At 32.4% G+C, this 21,906-nt stretch carries 20 protein-coding genes; 3 read left to right on the top strand and 17 right to left on the bottom strand.

Annotation, left to right across the window (positions count from 1 at the left end; translation table 11 throughout):
* Positions 1-421, top strand: a 421-nt coding sequence (locus FRY74_RS10420; RefSeq protein WP_147101220.1) for a T9SS type B sorting domain-containing protein, incomplete at its 5' end; no start/stop codon positions are given.
* 74 nt (positions 422-495) lie between these two features.
* Here FRY74_RS10420 and FRY74_RS10415 read toward each other — a convergent pair.
* From FRY74_RS10415 to FRY74_RS10390, 6 genes are all read right to left on the bottom strand, one after another.
* The gene (locus FRY74_RS10415; RefSeq protein ID WP_147101217.1) at positions 496-1,287 is read right to left on the bottom strand and encodes an SDR family oxidoreductase; all 792 of its coding nucleotides are present in this window, start codon (positions 1,285-1,287) and stop codon (positions 496-498) included.
* Between the two features lie 99 nt (positions 1,288-1,386).
* Positions 1,387-3,492, bottom strand: a complete 2,106-nt coding sequence (locus tag FRY74_RS10410) for a M43 family zinc metalloprotease (RefSeq protein WP_147101214.1) — start codon at positions 3,490-3,492, stop codon at positions 1,387-1,389.
* Positions 3,493-3,601: 109 nt separating this feature from the next.
* Positions 3,602-4,318, bottom strand: a complete 717-nt coding sequence (locus tag FRY74_RS10405; RefSeq protein WP_147101211.1) for an SDR family NAD(P)-dependent oxidoreductase — start codon at positions 4,316-4,318, stop codon at positions 3,602-3,604.
* A 5-nt stretch (positions 4,319-4,323) separates the two neighbouring features.
* Positions 4,324-5,481 carry a cystathionine gamma-synthase gene (locus tag FRY74_RS10400; protein ID WP_147101208.1) on the bottom strand — a complete coding sequence of 386 codons (1,158 nt, stop codon included), beginning with the start codon at positions 5,479-5,481 and terminating at the stop codon, positions 4,324-4,326.
* Between the two features lie 123 nt (positions 5,482-5,604).
* A complete protein-coding gene (gene odhB, locus FRY74_RS10395) occupies positions 5,605-6,858 on the bottom strand; it encodes a 2-oxoglutarate dehydrogenase complex dihydrolipoyllysine-residue succinyltransferase (protein ID WP_147101204.1) in 1,254 nt (417 codons plus the stop codon).
* Between the two features lie 24 nt (positions 6,859-6,882).
* Complete coding sequence (locus FRY74_RS10390) at positions 6,883-9,603, bottom strand: 2-oxoglutarate dehydrogenase E1 component (protein WP_147101201.1); 2,721 nt, start codon at positions 9,601-9,603, stop codon at positions 6,883-6,885.
* Positions 9,604-9,814: 211 nt separating this feature from the next.
* Between FRY74_RS10390 and FRY74_RS10385 the strand changes: the two genes are divergently transcribed.
* Positions 9,815-11,653, top strand: a complete 1,839-nt coding sequence (locus FRY74_RS10385; RefSeq protein WP_147101198.1) for a 2-oxoacid:acceptor oxidoreductase subunit alpha — start codon at positions 9,815-9,817, stop codon at positions 11,651-11,653.
* Between the two features lie 2 nt (positions 11,654-11,655).
* A complete protein-coding gene (locus FRY74_RS10380) occupies positions 11,656-12,678 on the top strand; it encodes a 2-oxoacid:ferredoxin oxidoreductase subunit beta (RefSeq protein ID WP_147101195.1) in 1,023 nt (340 codons plus the stop codon).
* Positions 12,679-12,741: 63 nt separating this feature from the next.
* On the opposite strand, the gene FRY74_RS10375 is transcribed toward FRY74_RS10380, so the two are convergent.
* Genes FRY74_RS10375 through FRY74_RS10325 form a run of 11 tightly spaced genes read right to left on the bottom strand, consistent with a single transcriptional unit; the run spans position 12,742 to position 21,787 of the window.
* The gene (locus FRY74_RS10375; protein ID WP_147101193.1) at positions 12,742-13,503 is read right to left on the bottom strand and encodes an SDR family oxidoreductase; all 762 of its coding nucleotides are present in this window, start codon (positions 13,501-13,503) and stop codon (positions 12,742-12,744) included.
* Between the two features lie 48 nt (positions 13,504-13,551).
* Positions 13,552-13,845, bottom strand: coding sequence for a DUF6695 family protein (locus tag FRY74_RS10370; RefSeq protein ID WP_147101191.1), 294 nt, complete (start codon positions 13,843-13,845; stop codon positions 13,552-13,554).
* Positions 13,842-14,486, bottom strand: a complete 645-nt coding sequence (locus FRY74_RS10365) for a DUF6695 family protein (RefSeq protein WP_147101188.1) — start codon at positions 14,484-14,486, stop codon at positions 13,842-13,844. The genes FRY74_RS10370 and FRY74_RS10365 overlap by 4 nt, the downstream gene beginning before the upstream one ends.
* Entirely contained in the window at positions 14,467-15,192 is a 726-nt protein-coding gene (locus FRY74_RS10360; RefSeq protein ID WP_147101186.1) for an NRDE family protein, read from the bottom strand. The genes FRY74_RS10365 and FRY74_RS10360 overlap by 20 nt, the downstream gene beginning before the upstream one ends.
* On the bottom strand, positions 15,180-15,680 hold the full coding sequence (locus tag FRY74_RS10355) for a DinB family protein (RefSeq protein WP_147101184.1): 501 nt from the start codon (positions 15,678-15,680) through the stop codon (positions 15,180-15,182). The genes FRY74_RS10360 and FRY74_RS10355 overlap by 13 nt, the downstream gene beginning before the upstream one ends.
* Positions 15,681-15,689: 9 nt before the next feature.
* Complete coding sequence (locus FRY74_RS10350) at positions 15,690-16,208, bottom strand: DUF4833 domain-containing protein (RefSeq protein WP_147101182.1); 519 nt, start codon at positions 16,206-16,208, stop codon at positions 15,690-15,692.
* A 25-nt stretch (positions 16,209-16,233) separates the two neighbouring features.
* A complete protein-coding gene (locus FRY74_RS10345) occupies positions 16,234-16,509 on the bottom strand; it encodes a hypothetical protein (protein WP_147101180.1) in 276 nt (91 codons plus the stop codon).
* Positions 16,487-17,062 (bottom strand): RNA polymerase sigma factor, encoded by a 576-nt coding sequence (locus FRY74_RS10340; RefSeq protein WP_317132200.1) that lies wholly within the window; start codon positions 17,060-17,062, stop codon positions 16,487-16,489. Before FRY74_RS10340 ends, FRY74_RS10345 begins: the two co-directional genes overlap by 23 nt.
* A gap of 3 nt (positions 17,063-17,065) precedes the next feature.
* Positions 17,066-17,428, bottom strand: a complete 363-nt coding sequence (locus FRY74_RS10335) for a CoA-binding protein (RefSeq protein WP_147101178.1) — start codon at positions 17,426-17,428, stop codon at positions 17,066-17,068.
* Between the two features lies 1 nt (position 17,429).
* Positions 17,430-18,710: an amidohydrolase family protein gene (locus FRY74_RS10330; RefSeq protein WP_147101176.1), complete on the bottom strand. Its 1,281-nt coding sequence runs from the start codon at positions 18,708-18,710 to the stop codon at positions 17,430-17,432.
* A 26-nt stretch (positions 18,711-18,736) separates the two neighbouring features.
* Positions 18,737-21,787: an amidohydrolase family protein gene (locus FRY74_RS10325; RefSeq protein ID WP_147101175.1), complete on the bottom strand. Its 3,051-nt coding sequence runs from the start codon at positions 21,785-21,787 to the stop codon at positions 18,737-18,739.
* Between the last annotated feature and the right edge of the window lie 119 nt (positions 21,788-21,906).

Below are 21,906 nucleotides of genomic sequence, written 5' to 3'. Positions count from 1 at the left end.
AGGTCTTGGAACAAGTCCATTCCCTAACCCATCTTTTGAGTTTCCAAATGATACGGTTGGTGAATATCCAGTTACATTAACTGTTACAGATGCAAATGGTTGTGTAAACAATATTGTTAAAATAGTAATCGTAAAAGGAGAATATGGGTTATTTGTGCCAAACACATTTACACCTGACTCTGATAATAAAAATGATGTGTTTTTAGCAAAAGGATTTGGTATCTCTGATGAAGGATTTAATCTTTCAATCTACGATCGTTGGGGAGAAAAAATATTTGAAGGAACAAATATTGATGATGGATGGGATGGCACATACAAAGGAACAAAAGTTAAAACGGATACCTATGTATGGAAAATCATCTATAAGGATATTAACGGGGAACAACACTCAAAAATTGGCCACGTAAATATTATTCAATAAATACACTCAACCATAAAATAATCACAAAAAAAGCCCAGTAATTTACTGGGCTTTTGTGTTAAAGGTATATAAATCTATAAACTCTTGGTTCTCCCTCCGTCAACGGGAACGTTTATTCCATTAATATAACTCGCAGCAGGAGAAGCTAAAAATGCAACTGCATTTGCAATTTCTTCAGGCTGTGCAATTCTTTTTAATGGAACTTCATTTGCCATTTGATTTTGTATAGTCTCAATAGATTCTCCAGTTTTTTGAGCTTTATTTTCTATAATTGATTTCAACCTAACTGTATCAGTAGCTCCTGGCAAAACATTGTTAACTGTAATGCCAAATTGACCCAATTCATTTGCCATTGTTTTACTCCAATTTGCTACAGCCCCTCTAACAGTATTAGAAACACCTAAACCATTTAAGGGTTGTTTTACAGAAGTTGAAATTATATTAATTATTCTTCCATAACCATCAGCTTTCATACCTTCTTTAACAGCTTGAACTAATATCTGATTACATATTAAATGATTAGAAAATGCCTGAGCAAATTCTTCTGGCCTTGCATTTTCTATCGGACCTCCAGCAGGACCACCAGTATTATTTATAAGAATATGAAAATTGATTTCGTTGATTTCAATAAAATCTTCTAACATTAATTTTAATTGAGGGGGGATTGAAAAATCAACTACAAGAAAATGGTGTTTTTGACCTTTACTGACATCCAATTCATTCTTAACTAATTTTAATTTTTCTTCATTTCTAGCAACTAATAAAATATTAGCTCCCATGCTTGCTAATTGAATAGCTATTGCCCTTCCAATACCTTGAGTACTACCACAAACAACTGCATTTTTACCTGTTAAATCTAAGTTCATATTATAAGTTTTATAACTTTTCAAAGATGCTCAATTAAATTATAAATAACAAAAAATCCCCAACAGGATTGCTGGGGATTAAAAGCAAAAACTTTAGCTCTACTTTACAATTAATTTTTCAATTTTTACATTATCATCAGCATTAAACTCTATAAAATAAAGTCCTGATGATAATTTTCTATCCTTATCAATATTCATAGTGTATTTTCCTGCTTTAAAACTAGTTGAAGAAACAACTTTTGTTACTTCTTTACCTAAAACATCTCTAATAACAATGTTTAAACTATTTACATTCGCATTTAAAGTATAAGATAATGTAGCATTTTTATCCATCGGGTTCGGGAAAACTTTTAATGTATTAAAATCTACTTTTTCAGAAATACCAACACCCATATCTAGATTCAAATCATCTATATAAAAATTATTACCTCCATTGTTTTTAAAGTAAAGTTTAAAACGAACATTGCTTTCATTAGCCAAACTACTTAAGTCTACCTCTGCATTGCCCCAATCACCTAAACCAGATGGAGTAAAAGAACTATTGGTAGCTGATGCTGTAGCCATAGAAGCACCCGCTTTTACAGCTTTTATTGTCCATGTTTCACCACAATCTGTTGAATAATAGATTATAAATTGATCATTTCCACCTGATAATTTTCGAGCAAAAGCCCATTTATAAGTAAGCTTAGGACTGCTTACAGAAGATAAATCATAAGATGGACTTATTGCTTCAGTAATATCTCCAGGAGAGTTAGATATATTTTGAACTCTAAAAGAATTGTTATCAGTATAAGCAGCAGCTGCAGATTGCTGCCATCCATTTCCGCTTTTAGTTTCAATTCTCCATTCATTATTTAATGTTGTATTGTTCTCAAATCCCTCAGAAAAAGGTAAAGTATAATTTGCAATTATACTACTGACAGTGATTATACTACTTTTTGTGATTGGTGTTGCAAATCCAGCAGTTGTTCCAGGTGAGTAAGTTACACCATAAACTCCTTCTGTATTATAAGTAATTGAGGGGGTTTCTAAATTAGATACTGAAGGGCTACCACCTGTAAATGTCCAATCCCATAATGTTGGAGTAGCGTTATATGTTCCTAAATCTGCAAAAGAAACATCATCCCCTTCACAAATGTATTGTTTTGAATAAGTAAAGTCAGCATCCAAAGGAATACAAATAGCATCTGTATAAGGATCTGCTGTTCCAGTAAAAGCTAGATTTGATGGCGCCCATAATTGAGCCAACCCCGTGTTTGTGCTTGTACTATTTAGTACAGCCAACATTCTATCTTTTTGGTCTAACGAAAACATGTTTTGACAGCTATTATAGCTCATATAATTTTCATATTGATCAACAACATCACCTCCATAAGGAGAGCCTCCTGTATTGTCATTAGTACATGTATTTAAAACTGGACAACCAAAAGAGTCTTCACTTGCAGGAGGTGTGTCACAACATCTATCACCTGTTGATCCACAGTTAGATCCACATCCACTTTGAAAAGTATGATAAAGATTGAAACAATGTCCCAACTCATGAGTTAAAGTTCTATCATTTCCTCCAAAGTTTTGTTCAACATTGACAACGCCATAAGTACTGTTAATTCCTGAAGAAGGAAACTGAGCATATCCAGCCACATAAGATCCATCTCCATTGTCTTGAATTTCATCAACAACCCAAATGTTAAAATATTTCTTACTATCCCAATAACTTACTGATTTTACAGCATCTCCTCCATTAAAACTTAATGGAGACTCTTTTCTAACAATTCCTTCAGTACATTCTCCATTAGGGTCTAAGTGAGCTAACCTAAACTCAATATCTATAGAAGTTGCATATGGCTTAAACAAAGGCCTAGTTTGAGCTGTATCTTCATTGAGCCTATTAAAATCTTTGTTTAATCTTTCTATTTGGGCATCAATTGTTGCTTTAGACACGTAACCTTTCCCTCCATCATGAGTAATGTTATGAATTACAACTGGAATAATTATAGTAGCTTTTTTAGCTGTGTGGCCCGACGTTTTTTTAAATTGAGATATATACTCCTCTAACTCTTGTTGTTGTTGAATCAAAGCTGGATTTTGCTGTTGCAAAATTTCAGTTTGTTGATCAGTAAAACACCATTTTTCAGACCTGTTTTGAGCGAATAAAAAAGATGATATTAAGATTCCTCCTAATAAAAGTAGGTTTGTTTTTTTCATAGCTTGAGAAAAAATTTAATGTAATTACTACAAAAATAAGAATAGCTGATATAATCTATTCAACTATTTGATTAACGGTACATTATTAGGGTAAATGGTGAATATCTAACTATAAATCCCTTACCGAACATATTGTTTCTGCTTGTAATTCATTTTCAGAAACGAAGCGTATTACTTTGTTTGCTGTTTCTTCTGCTGAAGCTAAGTCTCCATTTTTCTTGTATTCAATAAACCTATCAAGATTAGAAAATCCATTCACTTTAGAATTTCTAATTTGGACTTGCATCCCTGTATCAATGATTCCTGGAGCCAAACTTAAAACCTTAAAATTAGTATTATCAATTTTAATTTCTTCCGCAAAGACTTTACTAAACATATCTATACCAGACTTAGCTGAGCAGTATGTGCTCCATCCATCAATTGCTGATTTCCCAGCACCTGAACTGATATTAATGATTAATTTTTCGTTAGAAATATTTTTATATGCCGAAACAAAATTATTTGTTATGATAGCAGGAGCAATTAAATTGATATTATAACATGCAATTATCTGATCGTTATCGATTTCTCCTACATGATTAATATCTCCAACTGAACCTGCATTATTAATCAAAACAACCTTTTCAGGATTATTAAGTACAGGAAATTGTATCTTTTTTAAAGCCTCAAGGTTATTTAAATCGATTAACTTATGATAATAATTTTTATGGGTTATTACATTATTACGAGAATAACCAAACACAAAATTGTTTTCATCTTTTAAAAGCTGTTCAGTGATAGCTTTACCTAAGCCTTTACTTGTTCCAGTAATAAAATAATAATTCATATTTTTTAGTTTAATGCATTTTCTAAATCAGCAATTAAGTCTTCTGCATCTTCAACACCAACACTTAATCGTATTAATGAATCAACAATTCCATTTTTTTCTCTTTCTTCTTTAGGAATTGAGGCGTGAGTCATTGTTGCTGGATGACCGATCAACGATTCTACTCCTCCTAAAGATTCTGCTAAAGAAAATAGTTGTACTTTTTTAACTAATGCATGAGCGTCTTCCATTTTATTCCCTATAAGTGAAAATGAAATCATTCCTCCAAAGCCTCTCATTTGCTTTTTAGCAATTTCATGATTGGGATGTGATTCAAATCCTGGCCAATACACTTTATCAACTTTAGGATGCTTAGCCAGCATACGGGCTACTTTCTCTCCATTTTCACAATGCCTCTGAACTCTTAAATGAAGTGTTTTTATTCCTCTCAGTACTAAAAATGAATCTTGTGGCCCACAAACGGCTCCACTACTATTTTGAATTCTATAAATCTCTTTTGCTATTTTTTCATTGTTACAAACTAATGCTCCCATAACAACATCTGAGTGTCCTCCTAAATATTTAGTTGCAGAATGCATTACGATATCAGCACCTAAGTCTAAAGGTGTTTGTAAATAAGGAGTTGCAAAGGTATTGTCAACCGCCAGTAGAATATTATTTGACTTTGATATTTTAGCGACAGCTTCTATATCAATAATATTCATCATTGGGTTTGTTGGGGTTTCTACCCAAATTAATTTAGTATTAGAATTTACTTTAGTATGAATATGGCTTACATCATCCATTGGAACGAAATGAAACTTGATTCCATATTTTTCAAAAATGGTTTTAAAAATTCTGTAAGAACCTCCATATAAATCATTAGTGGAAATAACCTCATCTCCAGGATTAAGCATTTTTATCACACAATCAATTGCTGCTAATCCTGAACCAAAGCATGCTCCAAAATTTCCATTTTCTATTGCCGCAAGGTTTTTCTCTAATGCATCTCGAGTTGGATTTAATGTTCTGGAATATGCATAACCTTTATGATTACCTATTTCTTCTTGAACATAAGTTGAAGTTTGATATATCGGTGTCATTATTGCTCCTGTTGCCGAGTCAGGTTCTAAACCTGCATGAATAGCTTTCGTTGCAAACTTCATATTTTTATGGTCTTTCATAAGCTTAAGTATCGTAAAGATAGTTGTTATTCAATAGTTATTGTAGAATTAATTTGATTAAAAATTAAACCATAAAAAAGCCTCAAGATATATATCTTGAGGCTTTTTATTTTTTTATAAAAACTATAAATTCAATAAAACTTCTTCTGGCTCTTTTCCTCCAAAAATAATTTTAGAAGGATTTTCTATCATTTCTTTAACTGCTTTTAAAAATCCTACAGATTCTTTTCCGTCAATAATTCTATGATCGTAGCTAAGTGCTAAATACATTATTGGTCTAATTTTAACTTCACCATCTATAGCAACTGGTCGCTCAACAATGTTATGCATTCCTAAAATTGCACTTTGAGGAGGATTAATAATTGGTGTACTTAACATCGAACCAAAAACTCCTCCATTTGTGATCGTAAATGTTCCGCCTTCCATGTCAGAAATATCAATTTTTCCATCACGAGCTTTAATTGCTAAACGCTTGATCTCAGCTTCAATCTCAGCCAAACTCATTTGCTCTGCATTTCTTACAACTGGTACCATTAATCCTTTTGGAGAACTTACAGCAATTCCTATGTCAGCAAAATCATGACTAATCATGTAATCTCCATCAATCATAGAGTTAACTGCTGGAAATTGCCTCAAGGCTTCAGTAACCGCTTTTGTAAAGAAAGACATGAACCCAAGATTAACTCCATGAGATTCTTTAAATTGATCTTTATATTTTTTACGTAAATCCATTACAGGCTTCATGTCAACTTCATTAAAAGTAGTTAACATTGCTGTTTCGTTTTTAACTGCAACTAAACGTGATGCAATTTTTCTACGTAACATGCTCATTTTTTGTGATTCTTCCTCTCGAGTTCCACCCCAACCAATCATTGCGTCAGTTTTAACTCCACTAGTTAAATAAGCCTCAATATCTGCTTTGGTAATTTTACCATTTGAACCAGAACCCTGAATTTTTGCTGCACTAATGCCATTAGATGCTAACATTTCTTTAGCTACAGGAGTTGCTTTAATATCTTTAGCAATAGGAGCATTTGCTGGGCCTGGATTAGGCGCAGGAGCAGCTTCTTTCTTTTCTTCAATAACTGGAGCAGATTCTTCAGCTTCAGTAGCTCCTGAAACAAAATCAGCTGGTGGTTCAGCACTTGTGTCAATTAAACAAACAACTGCACCAACAGCAACTACATCTCCTTCTTCTGCTTTAAGCGTAATAATACCACTTTCTTCTGCTGGTAATTCTAATGTTGCTTTATCTGAATCAACCTCAGCAATTGCTTGGTCTTTTTCAACATAATCACCATCCTCAACTAACCATTGAGCAATTTCTACTTCTGTAATCGATTCTCCCGGTGAGGGAACTTTCATTTCTAAAGCCATAGCTTTTAATTTATTGTGAAAAATCTAATTTGTAACTAACGAATATTTAAAAACTCTATCAATAATATCATTATGACGAACAGCGTGGGCTTTTGACGACCCTGTTGCTGGTGCTCCGCTTTCAGCTAAAGTAACCGGAGTTAATTTAACAGATGTGAAATGACGTAACATATGAGTCCAAGCACCCATGTTTTCTGGTTCTTCTTGCGCCCAAATGTAATTTTTAGCGTTTTTATATTTCGATACGATTGAATCTAATTGCTTTTGCGGTAAAGGATATAGTTGTTCTATTCTTACAATTGCAAGATTGTCAGCTCCTGCTAATTCCTCTTGTTTTGCTAATAAATCATAATAAAATTTACCTGTACAGAAAACAACAGTTTCCACATTTTTAGCATTTGCATTTGCATCATCAATCACTTCCTGGAAGCTTCCTTTTGCCATTTCATCAATAGATGAAATACATTTTGGATGACGTAATAAACTTTTTGGAGTAAAGACTACTAGTGGTTTTCTAAACTTACGATGCAATTGTCTTCTTAATAAATGGAAATAGTTTGCTGGAGTTGTGCAATCAGCAACCTGAATGTTTTCTTCAGCGCATTGCTGTAAAAAACGCTCCATTCTTCCGCTTGAATGTTCTGCTCCTTGACCTTCATATCCATGAGGCAAAAGCATTACTAAACCATTTTGGGTTTTCCATTTTTCTTCTGCAGCAGTTAGAAATTGGTCAATTACAATTTGTGCTCCATTAAAGAAATCACCAAATTGAGCTTCCCAAATTGTTAATCCATTTGGAGTAGCCATTCCATAACCGTATTCAAATCCTAAAACACCATATTCCGATAATAATGAATTATAGATATGGAAATCTGCCTGATTTTTAGAAATATTTTTTAATGGAACATATTCTTCTTCTGAGTCTTCAACTTTAACTACAGCATGTCTATGTGAAAAAGTTCCTCTTTCTACATCTTGACCAGAAATACGAACTGGATGTCCTTCTTCTAACAATGTTGCATAAGCTAATAACTCTCCAGTAGCCCAGTCTAACTTATCACCCTCTTTTATTTGATTTAAACGGTCATCAAATAATCGATTAATTTTTTTGATAAACTTTTTATCTTCAGGTAGTGTAGCAATTTTATTACCAATTGCTAATAGTTTCTTTTTATCAAATCCAGTCTCTGGAGATTTATCAAATTCTCCTGGCTTACAGTAAGAATAATTTTCCCAAGTACGTTTTAAAAAGAATGTTACAGAAGCTTTTTCAATTTCTTTAGCTTCATCAAGTCGGCCTTGTAAAACATCATCAAAATCTTTCTCAATAGTTTTTGCGTCAGCTTTAGTAATTATACTTTCTCCAATCAATTGATTTAAATAAATATCTCTCGGATTGGAATGTTTACTAATTGCTTTATATAATAACGGTTGAGTGAAACGTGGTTCATCACCTTCATTATGTCCATATTTACGATATCCTAAAATATCAATAAATACATCTTTATTAAATGTTTGTCTATATTCAATAGCAAATTGAACAGCTTGAATAACTGCCTCAACATCATCGCCATTTACATGTAAAACTGGCGACAAAGTTACTTTTCCAATATCTGTACAATAAGTACTCGATCTTGCATCTAAATAATTTGTTGTAAATCCAATTTGATTATTAACAACAATATGAATGGTTCCTCCGACTCTATACCCATCTAATTGGGCCATTTGAATTACTTCGTAAACAATTCCTTGTCCAGCAATAGCAGCATCTCCATGAATAAGAATAGGTACAATTTTATTCTCTTCTTTTAAATAAGTATCTAATTTTGAACGAGTAATACCATGAACAACTGGATCAACCGTTTCTAAGTGAGAAGGGTTTGGAGCAAGAGTCATATGAACATCATGCCCATTATCTGTTTTAACATCGCATGAGTAACCTAAATGGTACTTAACATCTCCATCAAAAATATTGTCTTCGTATTCTTTACCTTCAAACTCGCTAAATATGTTTGCGTAAGTTTTGTTAAAAATATTTGCTAATACATTTAACCTTCCTCTATGAGCCATTCCAACTATAAACTCTTTTACCCCTAAATCTGCTCCTTTTTCTACAATTTTATCTAATGCTGGAATTAAAGCTTCATTTCCTTCTAATGAAAAACGCTTTTGTCCAACAAATTTTTTATGCAAAAACTGCTCAAAAACAACGGCTTGATTTAACTTATGTAAAACATGTCTTTTTTCGTCTTTTTCAAGCTTTAATCTATTTTTAATCTCAATCTTATTTTTTATCCAATTTACTTCTTCAGGCTTTCTAATATAAGTATATTCAATACCAATAGATTGACAATACGTTTCCTCTAAATGAGTAATAATATCTTTTAACTTTGCAGGTCCAATTCCTGTTTCACTACCTGCTTGAAAAACTGTTTCTAAATCGGCTTTTTCTAAACCAAAGTTTTCAATGTCAAGCGTAGGAGAATATTTTCTTCTGGCTCTTACAGGATTTGTTTTTGTAAACAAATGTCCTCGAGAACGGTACCCGTTAATTAAATTGATTACTTTAAATTCTTTATCAAAACCTTCTGGGACTTCTGTATCGTAATTTTTACGAGCAAATTCAAATCCTTCAAAAAATTTTCTCCACCCTTCGCTAACTGATTCAGGGCTGTTTAGATACTGTTGGTAAAAGTCTTCAATAACTGCTCCATCAGCATTACTCAAATAGGAATGTTTGTCCATGCCTTGTTTTTGAAATTTAAGGTACAAAGTAAATAAATATTCAAGTATAACAAGCCTTAAAAAGCAATTAAATATATAAAAAATATAAATTCTAAGTTGATTTCAGTTTAAAAAGTGACTTTTTAAACTATCATTATTAAGAATTTATAAGAAAATAAAAAAATTTGTTTCTATCTAAGTAGTAACTTTGTGTGTTTAAAAGATTCAATAAATGTCGAAAGTTAAAGAAGAGATAGATAATGTTGTTATCAAATTTGCAGGCGATTCGGGTGATGGAATGCAATTGACAGGCTCACAATTTAGTAATACAACTGCTTTTATAGGTAATGATTTAGCAACATTTCCAGATTTTCCAGCTGAAATTCGTGCTCCTCAAGGAACTGTTGCAGGAGTAAGTGGGTTTAAAATTCAATTTGGAAATTCAAATATATATTCTCCTGGCGATAAAGCTGATGTTTTAATTGCCATGAATGCTGCAGCTTTAAAAGCTAATTTAGATTGGGTTAAAGATCACGGAACAATTATTATTGATACCGATAGTTTTAAAGCGAAAGATTTTGAAAAAGCTCACTTTACTTCTAACCCATTAGAAGATGGAAGTCTTGATGGCTATAACTTAATTGAAGCGCCTATTACTAAGTTAACTAAAGATAGTGTTGCTGATTTTGATATCGAAAACAAAAGCCGTACACGAAGCAAAAACATGTTTGCTTTAGGTATTGTTTACTGGTTATTTAACCGCCCATTAGATATTACTGAAAATTTCTTAGATGCAAAATTTAAGAAAAATCAAGAAGTTGCAAATGCGAATAAGGCAGCATTAAAAGCAGGTTATAATTATGCATTAACTGTAGAATTATTACCAGCTTCATACACCGTAAAACCAGCAACTTTACCTCAAGGAAAATACAGAAGTATTACAGGTAACACTGCTACAGCATGGGGATTTTTAGCTGCATCTGAAAATTCTGGATTAAATTTATTTTTAGGGTCTTACCCTATTACTCCTGCATCTGATATTTTACATGAACTATCAAAATATAAATCTTTTGATGTTGTAACACTTCAGGCAGAAGATGAAATTGCAGGTATTTGCTCTTCAATAGGAGCAAGTTTTGCTGGAAGTTTAGCATTAACAACTACATCTGGACCAGGGTTAGCCTTAAAAGGCGAAGCAATTGGTTTAGCAATGATGACTGAACTTCCAATCGTAATTGTTGATGTACAAAGAGGTGGGCCCTCTACAGGATTGCCAACCAAAACTGAACAGTCGGATTTATTACAAGCAGTTTATGGAAGAAATGGTGAAAGCCCAGTAATTGTAATTGCTGCAAGTACTCCATCTAACTGTTTTGAATATGCTTATATGGCTTCTAAGCTTGCTGTAGAGCACATGACTCCAGTAATTTTATTAACGGATGGTTTTATTGCCAATGGCGCTGAACCTTGGAAAATTCCTGATACCAATAAATTACCTAAAATTGTTCCTCCTATCGCTAAAGAAGAGAAAGATTGGAAACCTTATTTAAGAGATACTGATAAGCTATCAAGATTTTGGGTTACTCCAGGAACTAAAGGTTACGAACATAGAATAGGTGGATTAGAAAAAGAGGATGGCTCTGGAAATGTATCTTACGACCCAAGTAATCACGAAGTGATGGTTAAGTTAAGAGCAGAAAAAGTGAAGCGAGTTGCCAATTACATTCCTGAAATTGAAATAATAGGTGATTCTAACGCCGATTTATTAATTGTTGGATGGGGTGGAACTTACGGAAGTTTATTAACCGCGTATAACGAATTAAAAAAAGAAGGTAAAAGTGTTGCTTTAGCTCATTTTAATTATATAAACCCTTTACCAAAAAACACCGCAGATGTGTTTAAAAACCATAAAAACATTGTTGTTTGCGAACTGAATTTAGGTCAGTTTGTTAAAGTATTAAATAGTGAGCTTCCTCAATTTAATTACAAACAATACAACAAAGTACAAGGATTACCATTTTCGAAACAAGAATTAACCGATGAGTTTAATTCTATATTAGCACAAAACTAATTATGGAACATTTAGTAGAAGAACCTTTAGTAGCGAAAGATTTTGTAACCAATCAAGATGTAAGATGGTGTCCGGGTTGTGGAGATTATGCCATTTTGAGTGCTGTACAAAAAGCATTGCCTCAAATTGGAAAGAAAAAAGAAGATATTGCCTTTATTTCTGGAATTGGATGTTCATCACGATTTCCGTATTATATTGAGTCTTATGGTTTTCATACAATACACGGTAGAGCTCCTGCAATTGCAACTGGTGTAAAATTATCAAACCCTAATTTAAGTGTTTGGCAAATTACAGGTGATGGCGATGCTTTAGCTATTGGAGGTAACCACTACATCCATGCCTTGAGAAGAAATATTGACATGAATATTTTGTTGTTCAACAACGAAATTTATGGATTAACAAAAGGTCAATTTTCACCAACATCGCAAACAGGTATTGTAACAAAATCATCTCCACAAGGAACAACAGATAGATCTTTTAATCCAGGTAAATTAGCATTAGGAGCAGGAGCAAACTTTTTTGCAAGAGTTATTGATATTGACCCAAAAAGAATGATTGATGTTTTTATTGAGGCTGAAAAACACCGAGGAACATCGTTAATAGAAATACTTCAAAACTGTGTTATTTTTAATGACAAAGTGTTTGATAATGTAACTAACAAAGCTGTAAAATTAGACACACAATTGTGGTTAAAACATGGTGAACCAATGATTTGGGGAGCTGAAAACAACAAAGGATTACGATTAAATGGTTTACAACTAGAAGTAGTTACTATTGGTGAAAACGGAATAACAGAAGCTGATATTTTAGTACACGATGCACATTGTGAAGATGATACATTACACAATATGTTAATTAACATGGCTACACCAAACTACCCTGTAGCTTTTGGTGTAATTAGAAGCGTTACCTCTTTAACTTTTGACCAAGGAGTTTATAACCAATTGGAAAATGAAAAGGCTAATTCAAGGTTTAAATCGGTAAATGAATTGTTAAATAGTGGTGTTACTTGGGAGATTAATTAATCTTTCGTTTATAATATATAAAAAAGCCTCTGAATTACTTTTAGAGGCTTTTTTGTAATTGATTTATTCTCTATTAATATAAAAGCTATTTGCTTGCGCTAATGATGTAACCACTAAATCGTTAATACACAAATGAGCAGGTAAAGTTGCACTGTAATAAATTAATTCAGCAATATCTTCAGCACTCATGGGTTGGTAACCCTTGTAAACATTTTTAGCTTTTTCTTTATCGCCATGAAACCTAACTTCAGAAAACTCTGTTTCGGCTGCACCAGGACATATTTGCGTTACTTTTATTCCATGGTCAAGCAAATCTATTCTTAACCCTTTAGAAATTGCATCAACAGCATGTTTAGAGGCGCAATATACTCCTCCATTTAAATAAACTTCTTTACCTGCGGTTGAACCAATGTTTATAATATGCCCTTTGCCTCTTTTAATCAGTAAAGGAGTTATGTTTTTAGTTACATAAAGCAATCCTTTTACATTAGTATTAATCATCTTATCCCAATCTTCAATATCGCCATCTTGTATTGTTCCGTAACCGCTTGCCAAACCAGCATTGTTTACCAAAACATCAATATTTTGCCATTTTTCAGGTAAAATACTAATTGCTTTTTCTACCTCAACAGAATTTTGCACATCAAAACACAAAGGAAAAACCTCAACATTAAATTCAGAAATAAGTTCATTACTTAACTTATCCAACCTTTCTTTTCTTCGTCCTGTTATAATTAGTGAATGTCCATTTTTAGCAAATAATTTTGCCGTAGCTTCTCCAAAACCAGATGTAGCTCCAGTTATCAATACAATTTTCTTTTCCATAATAAATGATTATAGGGTAAATGTATTAAAATTTTGAAGAGTAATTTGCTAAACTCTTTCGAAAACGAAGGTGATATTCTGCTGTATTATTCTTACTGTTTTACAATGCGACAAATGTGTAAAGTGATAATCGGTTTCAATGTTAAATGCTGTTTGATTAAAGATTTTAAACAATCCTTCACATTCTAAATTGCCCTCAGGACTATACCGCTTTATTTCAAAATCAATTGCTTTAGGCTCAATTACAAACCAAGACCCAGCACCTTCACCAGCTAACCATTGAGCCGTTTGAGGTAAATTACTTGGCAATTTTGGTGGCAGTAAAGTTGTTTTTAAACTCATAATCGAACTGAGTTATTAATCATTTCCTCACTCGGAAATAAGGTTAATTTATTGGTTAAAGCGTCTACATTTGTTTTTGGTGTTGGACTAAAACTATATGGTGTTCTTAGCTTAATTCCATAATTTATATTAGGCTTCCCTGCCAGCACAACTGTTCTTACAAAGCGAGAGCAATTAGTGCCTTTTGGTAAAAAAGGCCCATATTTAAACGGGCTAAGCTCTTGCATTTGTTTTGCTTTTTGGTAAGCTTTATCAAAGTTTACAGAACAATAAGAAGCATATATTTTTCCTGTACCATGGCAAGCAGGGTTATTCAATAATTCGGTTAATATTTCTTCAAAATTGATTAGTGAACTACCCTCCGTTTTTGGCGTTGTTTTTATTGCTAAATCATGATCGGTTTCAGCATCTCTAACCCGTCCATGCCCGAATGGAGAATGATATCTCCCAAAATCAAAATAATGGCATTCTTCTCCATTTTGAGGGATTAAAACAATAGCAGCATGCCCAACTTTATAATAATTATTTTGGCTAATTTTTAAAAAACTCATCATCCCATCGTACCAAGCTCCTGCTTGTTTGCACAATGTTTCTGGCCATGCTATTGCAATTGCAAATCCGTTATGTGAACTGTTTTTCACTAATTAAAATAGTATGCTCCTCCTGAGCGGTTAAATCCTTATAATAAAACTGCTTTTTTGCTTTATTCTCAATTATTTGAGAAACACTAATGGTTTGTAATCCATTTTCACGTTCCATTACCAAATCGTTAATTGAACCATTATCATGTTTAGACAAATGGAAATTCAACAGCTCTTGTGCGGTAAGTTTTGTGTTTATCTTTAATAATTGCTCAAACCAATTTTCTCGCTGTTTTCTTATTTCTTTACTGTAAAGTGTTGCCGACGACCATATTTTTGGAACAGTTACATCAATTTCGCATATGTGTTTTTGTATTCCATCCCATCTTAATTCGGTAAAATTCAATGCTGAATTGTTATCAATTAATAACAACGTAAATGGCTCTACGTTTTCTAATTCCACTTTACTCGCAAATTCAGGAAAGTTCAAAAAACTAAAACTCTCCAACACAATTAACCCCCTACTTTTAGTGTGATGTGCTTGTTTAATATGATTTTCAAAAGCTCCATTCAATAAACAAACAGTTCTGTTGCTTTTGTCAGTTACAATCCAAGTTCCTCCGGCTTCTTCATCTTTAGGAAAAATTAAATCTTCTCCATTTATTGAATATGACTGTGGAGGTAAAGTTGGTCGATGCTTTTTTTCATCTCTACTCGACGTTAAAACATAACCGTTTTCTATTGGAAAAAATGTTACTGTGCACATTGTTTTTTGTGTCTAATCGTTGCTGGAGCTACACCAAAATTTTCATTAATTACATTTTCTAATTCCAATTCTTTTAAACCAACTTTTATTAATGCTTGGTGATGAATGCTATGCTCTAAACAATAGGCTAATTCTCTTTGGTAAGTAGTTGGTATTGCTATTATTTCGTCCGATTCAGTGGTATAATTACCTTCTAAGTTAAATTGAATATTTGTGTTATCAAGCATTAAATTTTCAATAATCCAGTCAATTTGTTCTTGGGCAAATTTAATGTTAGTTTCAATTTCTATATTTCGCTTTCGGTTATCGTAATTAACTATTCCTGTATTTTTTGAAGCAATTAAACACGTATAAAATTCTAAAATATGGCGAACGTGTTGTCCAATTGTTGAAGCGGACAACAATGATAATGATTTACTGTAATCAACTGTATTTAAATTACTTAATAATGATTTTATTTCTAATAAATTATGCTTGCAATGGTCCATTTTGTTGTTTTATGGATGAATAATTTCAACTTCATCACTATCCGTTAAAGGATTAGTTGTGTGAAGTTCAACTCTTGAAATTGTCGGAAACCAAAAAGATCCTCCATCAATTTGTATAAAAATACGATTTACAATTACTTCTTTTTTATCTTTTAAGGTAAAAACTTTAAAGTTTCCTTCAACATCTTTTTTAAGCGTAAAGTCTTTTTTATCGTATGAAACGAAATGAAATTTAGCCATCTGACTTGTTGAAGATGTGAATTCTAAACCGTAAGCATAATGTTGTTGAATCCAAGAAAGAGGCTTCATTATTCCTCCCTCTGTATTTTTAACCCAGTAAATATTTATAGGATTATCTTCGTTTAACCCACTTTTGATTAGAGTAGTTAACTCATAAAATATTTGATTGTCATCCATACTCCTTTCTATTTTAAAAAGAGAGTTTGTGTGAATATCGTCTTTATTCTCTTTTGGTGAGAAAGAGAATAAAAACAATGAACTAATTAATATGAGGGTAAATTTTTTCATTGAAATAAGAATGTGCAAAATATCCTTAAACTAATTTCGAAATGATAGACGTTTTAAGTTCGTTATTTTCAATCTCTGTAATATTATCTTCTTGCTTAGTCTTGTTTTCTATAAAAGCATCAATAAACACGCTTTGTTTTTGGTAGGATTTACATGCTTTGCAAATAGACAAGTGTAGCTTTAGTTTAAAATTTTCACTAAAGCTTAAACCAACTACATTTTTCTTCTCTACCATTTCGGTAGCTTTTTTACATGAATACATCCCCATTATTTTTAGCTTAATTTGTCCAATTTTGTTCAAGGCAAATTTTCAGTTGCAATTTTGCTCTATGAATAAGCTGCCAATAGTTAGACGAAGTAATATTTAATTCCTTACAAATTTCAGCTGCACTTTTATCCGATTGGTATTTCGACTCAATTGCTCCTCTCCATTTCACAGGTAATTTACTAATGCAGTTTGCCAAAACATTATTAAAATCTAGGTTATCTAATAAATGTTCCTCTTCCTCCCAACTTCCAAAAGTTGTGGTTGTATTCCAATGTTCTTTACTATCAAACAAATTGTCTGTTGCTTTTCTGCTTAACATTTCGTCTTCAGTTGGACTTTCTATGCTTCTTGCTTTTTTACGGTAATAGTCAATTATTTTGTTGTTTAAAATTCTAAACAACCATGTTTTTGGTTGACTGTCAAAATTAAAACCATCAATAGCTTTAAAAGCAGACAAAAAAGTTTCTTGAACTAAATCTTCAGCTAATTCTTTATTTGATGTTTTGTGGTAAGCCCAAGAATACATTTTATCAGTGTATTGAGCAACCCAATCAGCAAACAATTTATTTTTTTCTGATGTAGTCAACTTTTAATATTGGTTGGTAGATAGCAAAACAAGTGTGCAAGCTATTTCTGTTTCTATGCCTTGATTTTTAGCTAACTCTATTAATTCAGGGTTCTCTGTACCAGGATTAAAAATAATTCGCTTAGGTTTTATTTGAGATTGAATGTAATCATAATACATAGGCTGATTTTGTGGCCCCACATATAATGCAACTGTGTCAATATTCTCAATTACTGGTGTATCTACCAAAATTTGATGACCTTCAATTTCGCCAGTTCTTAACCCAACTGGAAAAACAGGGTGGTCATGCTCTGCTAACATTACAGTTGCTTTATAAGCATATCTTTCTGGGTTTGGGCTTGCTCCTAATATTAAGGTTCTTTTCATTTTAGTTTTTATACTTTTCAGAATACTTTCTGTATAGTTTTTTCTGGTGGTTATCTACGTCAATTAGTCTTCCTTGAATAAATGCAGCTATTACATTATTAGTTCTTACATCAAGCGCATCACCAGTAGAAATAAATAGTGTAGCATCTTTACCTGATTCTAAACTCCCTGTTGTAGAATCAATACCTAGTATTTTAGCAGTATTTAATGTAATTAGCTTTAAAGCTTCCTCTTTTTCTATTCCATAAGCAGCAGCAGTACCAGCATAAAAAGGTAAGTTTCTTGTACCCATAGTTTCCATATCTCCTGAATTTTCTAAGCAAAATAAAACTCCTGCATCAAATAGTAATTTAGGTAATTTGTAAGGCAAATAAACATCATCATCTTCATGTATAGGAAGTTCGTGAACTCTTCTTAAAATTACTGCAACATTATTGTCCTTAAGCATATCGCTTACTCTCCAAGCATCATATCCACCAACAATAACCATTTTCTTAATATCGAATTTTTTTCCGAAATCAATAGCTTCAGTTATCTCTTTCACAAAATTTGCATGAATAAAAAGTGTTTGTTCTCCAGAAAAAACGCCTCTCATTGCTTCAAATCTTAAATTTATTTCTTCATAATTATTTTCCTTACTATAAGCCTGTGCATTCGCAAAAAACTCTTTTAACTCTTCTACTCGTTCTCCATAATTTTTATTGGCTTTGCCATTCCATCTATTAAACATGGCGTACCAATTTAAATGAACTCCATCATCTTCTTTGTAAACAGCATCTTCCCAATTCCAAGCATCAAACTGAACAATTGAAGATGTTCCAGAAATATAATTTCCTCTTGGGGTAATTTGTCCCATTAACACACCATTTGAACGAACTGTGGTTGTAATTTTCGATTCCGTATTGTAAGCAATAATTGAACGAACATGAGGAGTGTAAGTTCCCGCTTCTCTCTGATCATCGGTAGCTCTTACTGCATCTATTTCTACCAAACCTAAAGTAGAATTTGGTGCTATAATACCTGGGTAAACATGTTTGCCTTGAATATTAATAACTGTGTCATAAGCATTTTGTTCAAGCTTAATAACCCTAGCATCAGCCACTAACGTTAGCTTGCCATCTTTAATCCCAATTGCAGCATTTTCTATTACTTTACCATTTCCTAAATGAGCAAATCCATTCATTAAAAGAATAGACTTAGTTTGAGGTGATGCAGGTGTTTCAACTTGAGCTTTGGCACCAAAAAATGCTCCAATTAATAGTATTAAAAATATATTTTTCATTTTAAGTATTGTTTTCAAGTTCGTAATTACTCTCCCACTGTATCACAATGATAAGTTCTATTGTATTTTGCCTTTGGTTTCTGAGTTTTTCCTCCTTTAGCTTTTACACCTATCATTTTCTCTATAATTGCAGCTTTTTCTTCTCTATTTCTTTTTTGCAAAGCTTCATCCATTTGTCTATCAAAATAAACTACTCCTTCTATAATTGTTTTTTCAACAGTTGCATAAACCGATAATGGATTATCGGACCACAATACTACATCAGCATCTTTACCAACTTTTATACTTCCCATTTTATCATCTAAATGCAATAATTTAGCAGGGTTTAATGTAACAAACTTCCATGCTTCTTCCTCTGACACTCCTCCGTATTTTACGGCTTTTGCAGCCTCTTGATTTAATCTTCTTCCCATCTCAGCATCATCTGAATTAAACGCTGTTAAAACTCCTTGTTCGTGCATAATGGCACCATTATAAGGGATTGCATCATTTACTTCAAACTTATATGCCCACCAGTCAGAAAAAGTAGAGCCACCTGCTCCATGTTCTTTCATTTTATCTGCTACTTTATACCCTTCTAAAATATGTGTAAAAGTATTTACAGTAAAACCCATTGAATCTCCAACATGCATTAGCATGTTAATTTCCGATTGTTGATAAGAGTGACAAGAAATAAAACGCTCTTTATTTAAAATCTCATTTAACGTTTCCATTTCAAGATCAATTCTTGGAGCGTAAGTATTTGCTTTTGTTTTTAAAGGTAAAGCAGCGTATTTATCCCAAATACTTTGATATTCTTTTGCTCTAGTAAAAGCATCATAATAAACCTGCTCAACTCCCATTCTTGTTTGTGGAAAACGGCTTCTATTAAACATCCCCCAGTTTGATTGTTTTACGTTTTCACCTAATGCAAATTTGATGTAGCCATCTGTTTCTTTAATTTTCATTTCCTCTGGACTACTTCCCCATTTCAATTTTATTAAAGCTGATTGTCCTCCAATTGGGTTGCAAGAACCATGTAACAATTGAGAAGCAACAACCCCTCCAGCTAGTTGTCTGTAAATATTTATGTCATCACAATCTACAACATCTGCAATACTTACTTCAGCTGTAACAGCTTGTGTACACTCATTTACACCTCTACTTATTGCAATGTGTGAGTGTTCATCAATAATTCCAGCAGTTAAATGTTTACCAGATCCATCAACAATAATGGCTCCTTCAATTGCTAAGTTTTTACCAATTTGACTAATCTTTCCATCTTTTAACAATACGTCAGTATTTTTAAGAATTCCTTCGTCTTCATTTGTCCAAACAGTAACATTTTTAATAATTAAGGTTTCAGCTTTGGGTATAGAATCTAAACCATAAGCCATGTTTGGATAATAAATATTTGGTATGATTAAGGAGTCAGAAGCAGTTGAATCTATCTTTTCTTCTTTCTCATTTTTCTCTTCTTTATGGTGTTCTCCTTTAATTGCTGACCAACTAATCCAATCACCATTACTTAGTTGTCCTTTTCCTTCCCAAACTACAGCATTGTGATTTACATAACCACTAAGTCTAATTGTTGCTGAATCTAAATCATCATTTGGGTTAAAACTAATTGTAATATTGTTTGCTTGAAGTGATAAGTTAACTTTCACAGAAGAAGTGTCTGCTTTTGCTGTATCACTTAAGGTTACTATTTCGATAGTTCCTGCAGGCTTTTCTTTTTCTCCTTTTATATTTAAATCATATACTTTTTCATTAATTTTTAAATGATAATCACCTCTAACATCAACTAAAGAATAATCTTTTAGTAAGTACTTTTTACCTTTTATCCAGTTTTCGTAAATAATATTTTTTTCGCTAAATAAATTTTCAGAAGTGATTATAAAGTTAGCCCACATATCTTTATTCAAACTTCCAACTTGGTCATTCATTTTTATAAATTCAGCAGGAGAATAAGTTAAAGCTTTTAGAGCAGACTCCTCGGACAATCCATTTTCTATGGCTTTTCTTAAGTTATTCCAAAATACTTTTTTGTCTTTTAAATCAGCTGTCGTAATTGCGAAATCAATTTTATTTTTCTCTACTACTCCTAAATTATATGGTGCTAACTCCCATTCTTTAATATCCTTAAAAGGAACAACCATTGCGTTATAAGGGTCAGTTACATCATAAGCTTCTGGGAAATTAATTGGCAAAATTAATCTTCCTTTTGTTGCTTTAATTTCATTAATTCGTTGATATTCATCTCCATTCCCTTTGAAGATGTATTGCATTTCAAATTCATCACCAATTAAATCAGCACGTAATATATCTAACTTATCTTGGGTGTCAAAAATTGAAGGCAATTCCCAATTATCGACTATTTTAGCTAATGAAATATTATATTCTGGTAGATTTTTATTGTTAAAATACCAATCTACGTCATAATAAGTTTGCCTAATTAATGCAATAGATCCCATTAAAGACCCCGGGTAATCTTGAGTAGAAGTTCCTTTATTGAATGAAAGTTGCATAGCAACTTTATCTTTTAACATTACTTGATTAGCAATATCATCAGCTAATGTAACCAAAGCTGAGGTTCCTCTCATTATTCCATCTTGCTGATGTGTTAGAACTACCCCAAAACCTAAGTTTCTTAATTCTTCCGCCTTTTTATTGTTAACTGTAAATAACATACCAGATTCAACTTCCGGATGAATTGCTTCATTCCAGTTATATGCTCCTTTTCTGTTACTTTCAAACTGAGGCCCAAAGTTTGGCTTTTTGCTTTTTTCGGCAACCGGAATTCCGTAATCAGAATAAAGATCAATTAAAGAAGGATAAATAAATTTTCCATCTAAATCGTAAACTATAGCGTTTTTAGGAATTTTAACTTTCCCTTCCTCTCCAATTTCTACTACCTTCCCATCTTTTATTAATAAAACTCCTTTATTAATTTTAGTTTGATAATCTTTAAAAATGGTTGCATTTTTAAAGGCGTAATAATTATGGATATTGTTTTTTGAGCCATTGGTAATAAAAGTCTCTTGAGCATTTGCAAGGAAACTACAAACTACAAAAACAGTTAAAAAGAATTTCTTCATTGATATTTTTTTAATAGATGTCCAAAAATAATATTTTAAATCGAGTTAATTTTCACTGTTAAAAATATATCCTAAGCCTTTTTGGTTAATTTTGAGCGTAACCTAACAAAACTATAATT

This window comes from Vicingus serpentipes, from assembly GCF_007993035.1.
In the GTDB taxonomy this organism is placed as follows: domain Bacteria; phylum Bacteroidota; class Bacteroidia; order Flavobacteriales_E; family Vicingaceae; genus Vicingus; species Vicingus serpentipes.
This window is presented reverse-complemented; position numbering and strand designations above follow the sequence as displayed.